Genomic DNA, 10,555 nt, shown 5'->3' on the forward strand with positions numbered 1-10,555 from the left:
TTTAAGGCTATGTATCCTTGTTTGCTTGCTTATCTGTATCAAGCAAATCGCTTGTATCAATATCAAAATCAAAAAATTCAGATTCAAAATCTGTATTTGCAATTTTATCATAATGCTGTGTCGCAGCTTTCATATTTTTACCTTCTTGATAGAGCAATCCAAGCGCATATCGTGCCTCAAAATTAGTCGCGGATTCTATCTTTGAGAGTTGCAAGAGGGCCACCGCATTTTCGTGGTGACCTGCCCCCATAGCTGCAATCGCAGCATAAAAACGTGTTTGAGAATCATCTTCGTGCAAATCATCAAGCAATGAATTATAAAATGCGAAAGCTTTTTCAAAATCATTGCTGTAGATATTTGAAAGTGCTAATGCCTGCAAAATACCATTACTTGTGCGAGTTTCTACTACAAGCTTCGCCTCTAGCTCTTCTTGCACGGAACGCAAAGAACCTGTTACAAAGCCTACATAAACATACAATTCACGTGCAAGAGAGGGACCATAATAAATTGAACGCATATCAAGATTTTTTTCTTTATAAATGATATTCATTTGCAAGGCAAAATCTTTTAAATTGCTGCCAAATCGCTTGCCTAACTCATACATTGTATTTGCCACAACATCTTTTGTATAAATCTTTTTTATCCCCTCAAATGCACTCACAATTTGATTTGCATTCGCAGTATAAATACCATACACAGCATTAAGCGCGTAATAAATAGGCTTTCTATCCTGTAAAGCTTCGCTTTGCATATTATTAAGCCAAGATAGCGAATCTGAAGGAGAATTACCAGTATAACGAAAGAGTGAAAGTAAAAAATTATGTTCAATTTTGCTTGTATAATTAATCTCTGCTAAATCATTAGAAATTGAATTACTAAGACGCGAAGTATCTCTATAAGTGAGTTCTGCACACATTAATGCAAAAATGCCCGACATTGTATCATTACTATCAAGATGATAAGCACGAATAAAATGCAAATACGCATTGTCAAAATCGCTCATCTGTGCATAAAGTAAGCCCACATTATAATGCAAGATTGAATGATTTGGATAAGCTTTAAGCAAAGATTCCATTGATTTAATGGTTTCTCTAATATCTTGATTAAAGGCTAAAGTGCGCAAATCTTGTGCAATAGAACGATTAATTTGTGAGACTTTTTGTCCCTCTTGTAAGGTGCTTTTAGCGCTCTCAATATTGTTTGAGTAAGCATTAAGATTCCCATCTTCAATAATTGCTAAAGCATTTTTTGCATCAAAAACTCTAAAAGGCGCATAATAAAAGAGAATCTTGTAGCCAAGTATTTTATTATGCTCAAAGCGGCGATTCCAAAAATTTTCCTGTGCAAGATTAATATCAAACAAATCATCACGTAATTTGACTTTAATGGGGTAATCGTTAAAAACTTTTGCGTCTTCTTCTTTGGCATTAAGTCGCTCTAAAATGAGTGCGCTTTCTTTAAAATTTCCACTTTTGAGCTCAACAAGCTGTAATGCCATAAGTGCTTGTGCATCTCCTACGTGCGAACCAAGATATTCATATAAATACTGCTTTGCCTGTGTATATTCTCCAAGTCGTGCGTGCAAAAGTGCAATAGCAAAATTATCATCTTTAGTTGCTACCTGTTTGAGTTGGGCAAGCGCATTATATTCATCGCCAAAAACTAAAAATGCCTCTGCAGCCATTTTTTTGCTTTCTTTTGCATAGCTTGTTGAACTTGGATTTAAAAAAGGCGAAAGAGATTCAAAATAAAATCCTTTATAATATTGCAACAGACCATAGAGATAAGAATAAAGAGGCTGATTTGCTGTGTAATATAAATAACTTGAGCTAATACCCAAATAATACTCATAAAGATTCATATCTCCTAACATATATGCGCTATAAGCAGCATTAAAAGCGCTAACGCTAATATCTTCTCCTGCATTAATTGCTCCATCAAAAGAACTAATTGCTTTTTTATAATCGCCCTCTTTGACTTCAATAACGCCCAAATTATAATAGGCAATAGATTGGGAATACACAGCAATATTTTCAAATAAATTGAGAGCTTCCATCTTATCACCTTGTGTATAGAGAAGATTCGCTTTTTTTAACATATTTCCAAGCTCCGTATCATCAACTTCTGGACGCTTAGAGGCACCAAGAATTGGTGCTGGCTCAACAATCTTTCGCGAAATAGGTGCAGGTTCTGGCTTTTCTTGCGAAGTATTTTTACTAAGGAGTAGCACAATAATTAATATCAAAAATACCACAATAAGTGCAAAAATAACAATTACACCAATCATTAAGACTTTATTTTCTTTGAGCATTTGCAAAAAAGGCTGCAAACGCGATTCAAACGTCCCTATGATAGCCTTAATTTTATTTTGCCCAGCAGCAGATTCTATAGTTTCCTCACTTTGAGAATCTCCCTCATTTATACCATCTTTACCTTGTGAATCTGGGATTTCTAAGTTATCACCAACATTATTTTCTTGTTCTTCTGCCATAATATCTCACTTTTATAGATACTTTTGTAGCACTTCAGGAATCATTACACTCCCATCTGCTTGCTGATAATTTTCCATAATTGCAATAAGTGTGCGTCCTACTGCCAAAGATGAACCATTAAGTGTATGCACAAGGGCATTTTTACCATTTTCTTTGTAACGAATCTTCGCTCTACGAGCTTGAAAATCACGCGTATTTGATATAGAGCTAATCTCACGATAACAATTTTGTCCCGGAAGCCACACTTCAATATCAATGGTATTACTTGCACTAAAGCCCAAATCACCACCACATAACTGCATTAAACGATGTGGAAGCTTAAGCTCACTTAAAATCTCGCTTGCTGTTTGCACCATTTTCTCCTGCATTGCTGCACTTTGGGTTGGGTGAGTAATAGCCACAAGTTCAACTTTATCAAACTGATGTTGGCGTATCATACCCCGCGTATCTCGCCCTGCACTTCCTGCTTCTTTACGAAAACAAGGTGTTTGAGCTGTGAGCATAATAGGTAGTTCCTCACTTGGAATAATACTATCTTGATAGAGATTAGTAAGCGTAATTTCTGAAGTAGAGATAAGATACAAATCGTGCTCACTTTGTTCATCACAAAAATGAGAATCTACTTTAAACATATCTTCTTCAAACTTTGGAAGCTGTCCTGTGCCAAAAAGTGCTCGTGCATTAACAATTACGGGTGTTACGATAGATTCAAAACCTGCTTTTTCATTATAATCTAACATAAAATTAATAAGTGCGCGATTGAGTTTTGCTCCCATTCCACGCAACACACTAAAACGACTTTTAGCAAGTTTTACTCCTGCTTCAAAATCAATCCAACCATTTGCAATACCAAGCTCCCAATGCTCTTTAGGAACAAAATCAAAATGTGGAGGAGAGAGCACTTTTTTAATTTCAACATTATCATTCTCATCTTCACCCTCTGGTGTGGCATCATCAGGTAGATTCGGTATCCCATAAGCAAGTGTTTCTAAATGTGATTCTATCTCTTTTAGCGTGGATTCTAAAGTGCTCATCTTAACTTTATTCTCATCAAGCGCCACTTTAAGTGCTGTAATATCTTTTTGCTCTCTTTTATATTCGCCAAAAAGTTTTGAAGTTTTATTTTGAAAAGCTTGTAACTCTTCAAGCTCCTGTTTGCAGGATTTATATTTAAGAGCCATATCTTTAAGAGCACTCAATGTTTCTTCACTTACTTTTTTAATTGCAAGTCGCGATTTTATTTCATCAAATTGATTTATCAATGCCTTTGTATCAATCATTACTGCTCCACTTTATCTCTAAATAAACTCTAATTTTAACCAAAAAAAGCATTTTTTATTCCTAAAAGGGCAAGCAAGAAACTTGTAAAATTACTAAGTTATTATAAAATGCTATTGTCATTATGCAAGTAGATTCAATAGAGTGAGAACGAGGTAAGTATGTTTGGTGTTGGTATTTTTGAAGTATTAGTTATTTTGATTGTAGCAGTTATTGCACTTGGTCCCAACAAACTCCCGCAAACTATTGTTGATATTGTTAAATTTTTCCGCGCCGTAAAAAAAACTATGGCAGAAGCAAAAGAGACTTTTGATAAAGAAATTCAACTCTCTGAAATCAAGCAAGAAGCGCTCAAATATAAAGATACCCTTGAAAGTGAAGTTAATAAACTCACAAAAGATATAAGGCTTGATGAGCTACGCGAAATAAGTGTGGATTCTCTCACTAAACCATTGCAAGAGACAAAAGAGGTTCTCTCGGAAGAGGCAAAAAATTTACAATCCACTCTTGAATCTCTTAATAGCGATATAAGCTATGAAAGTTCAGCAGCAGCACAAACACCTACTATCCAAGAATCAATTCCTACAGATGCCACAAGGGAGATTGCATACGCCACACAAAAGCCTCAAAATTCCATAGATTCTATTAATTCTAAGGAAACTAGTGTAGATTCTCTGCATTCTCCCTCTATAGTAGAATCTACACAATCTTCATCATCAAAGGATTCATAGCTATGCTTGAAGACCTCAAACCACACATACAAGACTTGCGCAAAAGACTTATTATTAGTATTTCTGTATTATTCGCCGCCTTTGTTGTATGCTTTGGTTTTTGGGAAGAAATATTTCATATTATTAAACTCCCTCTTGTTGAAGTTTTAGGAAGCGAAATAAGGGGTAAATTCATTGCTTCAGGTATGATAGAGGGGATTTTTATCGCAATGAAATCTGCACTTTTTGCTGCTCTTGTTATCTCTACGCCTGTAATTTTTTGGCAGATATGGATTTTTGTCGCTCCAGGCTTATATAAGAACGAAAAAAAAGTAGTGATTCCCTTTGTATTCTTTGGGACAACTATGTTTGCCATCGGTGTAGTATTTTCTTATCTTGGCGTGCTTCCTTTTATTATTAAAAATGTTTTGCTCTTTGGTAATGACCAATTTGAAGCCTATATCACCGCAGAAAATTATTTTACATTTTTTACACGACTTGTTATTGGCTTTGGTATTGCATTTGAATTGCCTGTATTATGCTTTTTTTTGGGAAAAGTAGGTTTAATCACCGATGAAAGCCTAAAGAATTTTTTTAAATATGCGGTGGTTCTTATTTTTATCATTGCTGCCCTTATTGCCCCTCCAGATGTAATTTCACAAGTTCTTTTAGCCATTCCTCTTATGGGACTTTATGGAATCTCTATTATTGTGCTTAAGTTTGTTAATCCAGCACAACCTCAAGATGAGGAAGAAGATGAAGAAGACATTGCTCAAACAGAATTACAAGAAAAACAAGAGGGTAAAGAGAGTTCTTTATGACATATTTTGATCCAAAAATTCAAGAAAGCGACTTTGCTCTCTCTAGTTATGATTATACCTTACCTTTTTCAGCCATAGCCCAAAATCCTGCCAATCCTCGCGAGAGGGCAAAATTACTTATCTATCAAAGAGATAGTGGGCGTATTATCCATAGTGATTTTTATCATTTTTGTGATTTTGTGCCAAAAGACACGCTTCTTGTATTTAATGATACTCGCGTGATTAAAGCGAGAATCTACGCCCACAAACTTGATTGCAGCACACAAAAACTAAGTGATAAAACTTTTGAAATTTTTTATCATAAACCCCTGCAATCAACATCTTCTGCGATACCACTTTTTCTTGTGCAAATCAAAGGACGTGTAAAATGTGGCGATAAACTTCTCATAAATACAGATTCTACAAACCCATTTCTTATAGCCCAAGTCGAAGAATGCCTTGATAATGGACTACGTGTGGTAAGTTTTATGCAAAATGAACACGCACTTGAATATATACAAGTGCTTGATATGCTTGAAAAATATGGACATACCCCTCTTCCACCTTATATTAAACGCGAAGATTCTTGCCAAGATGCCCATTTTTACCAAAGTGTCTTTAGCAAACAACTTGGCTCAATCGCTGCCCCAACTGCTTCATTGCATTTTAGCAAAGAGAGTATAGAGTCTATAAAGGCGCAGTTTGAGACTTGTTTTCTCACATTACATATCGGAGCAGGGACATTTATGAACGTAGAAAGTGCCGATATACGACATCACCTTATACATAAGGAATTTTTCTCTCTCTCACCTCAAAGTGCTGCTGCTATACAAAATGCTCACAAGGTGCTTTGTATTGGCACAACTAGTGCAAGATGTGTAGAATATTATGCAAGATATAAAATTTTACAAGGAGAGTGCGATATTTTCTTATACCCAAGTAAAAGTTTTAAACGCGTGGATTATTTGCTCACAAACTTTCATCTTCCCAAAAGCACTTTAATGATGCTTGTAAGTGCAATGGTAGGGCGAGAGAAATGCCTTGAACTTTATAAACTTGCTTTGGAAAAAGGATATAGATTTTATTCCTATGGAGATGGGATGCTAATACTATGATAGATTTACAAGAGAGACTTCAAAGACACCACATTATGTTGCCTGAAGTGTGCTATAAGCATTTTACTACCTTTGGCGATGAACTGCTGAAATGGAATAAGATTCACAATCTCACAGGCGCGAGCAGCATAGAATCTGTGATGGAAAATATTTTTGATTCACTCTATCCATTAAGATTTATTGATGATTTTACAAGTTGTATGGATATAGGATCAGGTGGAGGATTCCCAGCAATTCCTCTTGCTATCGCTAAACCACAATCGCATTTTATCCTCATTGAGCCGCGTAACAAGCGTTCTTGCTTTTTGCAAAATATCATTATACAATTAGAGCTTAATAATGTGCAAGTGCGTCCTATTCGTATTCAAGATGTGCCAATTGCTGAAGTCAATAATCTTGACCTCATCACTTCGCGTGCGCTTATGGACGCTAAAGAGCTTATTTCACTCTCACGCAAATTTCTTAAAAGTGAGGGATATTTTCTTCTCTATAAAGGCACAAGATTCCGTCAAGAAACACCAAGTATGAGCATAGAGGAATGTTTTACGCGAGAAAATCGTATTTACTACTATAAACACAGCCGTGATTTATAAATTTTGTATTTAAATAAAAAGGAGAGAGTATGAAATTTTTACTTATTATCATCACTCTTGCATTACTTGTGTATATACTTATTCGCCCGATTCTTAAAAATAACAAACCTCGCAAAAAACCTAAAGATGAAAGCATTGAGGAAATGCAAGAATGTGCATATTGTGGTGTATATACATCTGCAAATGAAGCATTTTTATCCCAAGGGAAATATTATTGCTCCAAAGAATGTATGCAAAAGGATACGCAATGATTATTATCGGACACCCAGCTATTCCTCACCAACATTTTGTTAAGATTACGAATATAGCAGATATACAAAACACCCATTCTTCTAATATAGTATGGTTTGATACAAGCAAACTCAAAAAAGAGCAAGGCTTTATACTTGGGAAATATTGCTATGAGCATAAGGTAAATTATGCAGTGATGATTTGCTCTATTGATGAACTACTCATTTATGCCAATTTAACACCACAATATCTCATTTTGCATAAAAGCCTACACAACCAAGCTAAAATGTATCAATCTCTTATAGAACATTATTTGCTTGATTGTAAGCTTTTATGCGTGATTAAAACAGATTCACAACTTACAAAAATCGCTCAACTTGGCATTGATGGGGTGATTTTTAAGCAAGTTTTGGATAACATTCACTCCTCATAGAGAGGTGTCCGAGTGGTTGAAGGAGCACGCCTGGAACGCGTGTAAAGTGCAAGCTTTCGAGGGTTCGAATCCCTTCCTCTCTGCCACGATTACTTTCCTTTTATTTCTTTTTGTTTTCAAAAACTACACAAATAGCACTATTTTTAGCTTTTATTTTTTCATTTGAATATGGTTTAATATCAGTTGATTTCTTTTTATTTGGGAACTTTTAAGGGAACTTGTTTATACTATCTCAAAAGTTTTATTTAAGAGAGGTAAGTAATGAGCCGCATAGCCAAAACAATCCTTTTTGATAAGGATATAAGAGAATTGAAACCAAAAGAAAAGAAATATCGTGTAGTTGTAGGCAATCCTAGTGAGCTCATCTTGTTTGTGTATCCAAGTGGCACAAAAACCTTTGCACTGCGTTTGAGAAATGGTAATAAGGAAAAAAATATCCCACTCAAACGATTTAGGCAAGGTATTTATAGTGTAGCAGAAGCAAGAAAGGAAGCAACAGAAAAGCTTAGAATTATTGAAAGTGGTGGTGAGTTAGATACAGACAAGTATCTCTTTAAGAATCTTTACAAGGATTTCATCGCACAAAAGCGTAAAAAAGGACAAACTCAAAGAACAATTAGAGTTGTAGAAAATTTATGTAATAGGCATTTATTGCCTCATTTTGGACATTTGGACGCAAGAGAGATTAAGTATTCAAATATTCTATCAGTCTTTAATACGATATTTGATTCTAACAATCCACGCTTACCTAGACTAGAGACAATTAAAAGAGCAAAGACTGCCTTGCGAAATATCCTAGCCCCTGCACTAAAAGACCGCTATATAGAGTATGACCCAACACTAGGGCTAGAAAAAGAATTTCCAAGCATTAAGAGGTATTACATAGACAATGATATTGACCCACGCCTTGCAGCATTGACTAAAGAGAATGATTTGCGTGAGTTTTTGCAAGATTTAAGTGCAGCACATATAGAAAAACAAATTAAGAGGGCATTATATTTGCAGATTCTATGTGTAAATCGCCCAGCAAATACTGCAGGTAGCAAATGGCAACACATAGATTTAGAAACTAAAGTGTGGAGCATACCTGCCAAAGAAATGAAAATGCGAGAGCCTTTTACTATTGCTCTTAGCAAAGAGGGACATATTCATAGAGACACACTAAGCAAGGCTTTAAGACGACTAAATAAAGGCAAATGGCAAGGCAAGGTTACTACTCACGGATTTAGAGCCACATTTAGAACTATATGCACTTTACATAAAGCTGAATTATTACAAATGGGTATTAGTGATGAAGTGATTGAGGTTTGTTTGGCACATAAAGAGACAAATAGTATTAAATATGCATATGAGCGAGAAAAAAGCACACTGCAACAGCAGAGGATTCTAATGCAATGGTATGGGGATTATTTGAATGCTTTGTGTGATTTTAAGCTCTAAGCACATTTTAATTGCCCTGCCCTATTTTACGCGTATTTATGACACAATTTATAAAAAACAAAAGGTGCAAAATTACCTATATAGCAGTATTTATAGGGTGTAAAAATCTACACTTTTTATATATATGTGTGTAAGGTAGTAATAATTTTAAAGCCTAAAAGTGCCTATTTATTGATGTTTTAAGCATATAAAAGTATTAAATTGTGATATTAATTTTTTGTGGAAATAATGTTTATCTATTCTTTTTTTTGCTATAAATCCTGCTTTTGAGGGGATTTTAGCACTTTTTACATTGACACAACAATCTTTTGTTTTATTATCCCTAGAATCTCTACTTTATCAATGTCATTACCACTTAATTTAATTTCTATGCCATTGTTACCTTTTAATAACACTTCATCAAGCCCAGATATAAAATATTGAAAAATGATATAGCTTCGCTTGAAACAAACAATAACAAAGTCTCCATTGACAGCCGCTGTATCTTTTAGCACAATTAAAATATCTCCATTACTTGCAAATGGCTCATTGGTGGTATTATTTAGTCTTATGAAATGATAGCTAGACTTGTAGTTTAGCCTAAAAAGTAGCTCAAAAAAATGTAATTTTAGATTATTTTTTTCTATGGAAGTATTTTTAGCATAATTTTCAATGCCATCATAGACAAAGCAGTTTGTCTCACCAAAATCACCTAGCATATCAATATCGCTAGGTTTTATATGATATTTCTCTACTGCTTCTTGTAGGGTCATATCAGTTTCAAAATATTCTCGCCCTATCCCCATAGTTTTATTAATCTTTTCAATTAAGATAGGTGGCACAGGATTGACTTTTCGCTCATAGGCATTTAGTGTTTCTCTTGTATAACCAAGCTTTTTACCAAACTCTTTTTGTGAGATTCCAAAAAATAAGCGTAGATTACGCAACTTTTCAGCTTTATTGATTTGTTCTGTCTGCTTTGTTTCCATAATTTCCTCTTGCGTATTTTTAACATAATTATATCTTAACAAATTAATTTGTTAATTTTCTTTAGGTATAGTTAAAATAATATCATTTAATATCTTAATAGCAGATATAAAAAGGAGATAATATGTTGGTAAGAACGAGGAGAGAGCCTAACAACCCAGCTGTGCTAAGTCCAAAACAATTTGAGATAGAATTTGGTATCAGCGTGGCTACACAATCCAAACTAAGAACACGTAAAAGCAAGAAAAACGATGGAGACTACGCAATACCATTCTTCAAGGTAGGAAACAAGGTTTGCTATCAGCGCGAGGCAATTATGGATTGGTTTTCTAAATTGCAAGAAAGGGAAACAAATCAAACTAATGTTGTAGAATGAAGGCAAGAAAAGGGAAATACAAAATGAAACCTATCCTTGATGTATGCTGTGGTGGCAAGATGTTTTATGCAGATAAACAAAATCCTAATGTGTTATTTTGTGATAAGCGTGAATTTGAAAC

Annotated in this window: 11 protein-coding genes and 1 tRNA gene; 9 read left to right on the top strand and 3 right to left on the bottom strand. The window is 34.7% G+C overall.

Annotated features, from left to right (window positions below):
* Positions 1-7: 7 nt before the first annotated feature.
* Both LS66_RS05835 and serS read right to left on the bottom strand, forming a co-directional pair.
* Positions 8-2,491, bottom strand: coding sequence for a lipopolysaccharide assembly protein LapB (locus tag LS66_RS05835; protein WP_034367282.1), 2,484 nt, complete (start codon positions 2,489-2,491; stop codon positions 8-10).
* Positions 2,492-2,503: 12 nt separating this feature from the next.
* The gene (gene serS, locus LS66_RS05840) at positions 2,504-3,772 is read right to left on the bottom strand and encodes a serine--tRNA ligase (RefSeq protein ID WP_034367285.1); all 1,269 of its coding nucleotides are present in this window, start codon (positions 3,770-3,772) and stop codon (positions 2,504-2,506) included.
* A gap of 159 nt (positions 3,773-3,931) precedes the next feature.
* Here serS and tatB point away from each other — a divergent pair, with 159 nt between their 5' ends.
* The 8 genes from tatB (at position 3,932) to LS66_RS05880 (ending at position 9,092) form a co-directional block, all read left to right on the top strand.
* The gene (gene tatB / locus LS66_RS05845) at positions 3,932-4,501 is read left to right on the top strand and encodes a Sec-independent protein translocase protein TatB (RefSeq protein WP_034367288.1); all 570 of its coding nucleotides are present in this window, start codon (positions 3,932-3,934) and stop codon (positions 4,499-4,501) included.
* Between the two features lie 2 nt (positions 4,502-4,503).
* Positions 4,504-5,301, top strand: coding sequence for a twin-arginine translocase subunit TatC (gene tatC, locus LS66_RS05850; protein WP_034367291.1), 798 nt, complete (start codon positions 4,504-4,506; stop codon positions 5,299-5,301).
* Positions 5,298-6,395, top strand: coding sequence for a tRNA preQ1(34) S-adenosylmethionine ribosyltransferase-isomerase QueA (queA, locus tag LS66_RS05855; RefSeq protein ID WP_034367294.1), 1,098 nt, complete (start codon positions 5,298-5,300; stop codon positions 6,393-6,395). Before tatC ends, queA begins: the two co-directional genes overlap by 4 nt.
* A complete protein-coding gene (gene rsmG, locus LS66_RS05860) occupies positions 6,392-6,988 on the top strand; it encodes a 16S rRNA (guanine(527)-N(7))-methyltransferase RsmG (protein WP_052057438.1) in 597 nt (198 codons plus the stop codon). Before queA ends, rsmG begins: the two co-directional genes overlap by 4 nt.
* Positions 6,989-7,017: 29 nt before the next feature.
* Entirely contained in the window at positions 7,018-7,239 is a 222-nt protein-coding gene (locus LS66_RS05865; RefSeq protein WP_011116325.1) for a PP0621 family protein, read from the top strand.
* Positions 7,236-7,652, top strand: a complete 417-nt coding sequence (locus LS66_RS05870) for a hypothetical protein (protein ID WP_011116324.1) — start codon at positions 7,236-7,238, stop codon at positions 7,650-7,652. The genes LS66_RS05865 and LS66_RS05870 overlap by 4 nt, the downstream gene beginning before the upstream one ends.
* Positions 7,651-7,738, top strand: a tRNA-Ser gene (locus LS66_RS05875). Before LS66_RS05870 ends, LS66_RS05875 begins: the two co-directional genes overlap by 2 nt.
* 175 nt (positions 7,739-7,913) lie before the next feature.
* The gene (locus LS66_RS05880) at positions 7,914-9,092 is read left to right on the top strand and encodes a site-specific integrase (RefSeq protein WP_034367297.1); all 1,179 of its coding nucleotides are present in this window, start codon (positions 7,914-7,916) and stop codon (positions 9,090-9,092) included.
* 287 nt (positions 9,093-9,379) lie between these two features.
* On the opposite strand, the gene LS66_RS05885 is transcribed toward LS66_RS05880, so the two are convergent.
* Complete coding sequence (locus LS66_RS05885; RefSeq protein ID WP_034327163.1) at positions 9,380-10,060, bottom strand: helix-turn-helix domain-containing protein; 681 nt, start codon at positions 10,058-10,060, stop codon at positions 9,380-9,382.
* A gap of 122 nt (positions 10,061-10,182) precedes the next feature.
* Between LS66_RS05885 and LS66_RS05890 the strand changes: the two genes are divergently transcribed.
* Complete coding sequence (locus LS66_RS05890; RefSeq protein ID WP_034327161.1) at positions 10,183-10,434, top strand: hypothetical protein; 252 nt, start codon at positions 10,183-10,185, stop codon at positions 10,432-10,434.
* The last annotated feature ends 121 nt before the right edge of the window (positions 10,435-10,555 follow it).

It is taken from the genome of Helicobacter sp. MIT 03-1614, assembly GCF_000762925.2.
Lineage (GTDB): Bacteria > Campylobacterota > Campylobacteria > Campylobacterales > Helicobacteraceae > Helicobacter_C > Helicobacter_C hepaticus.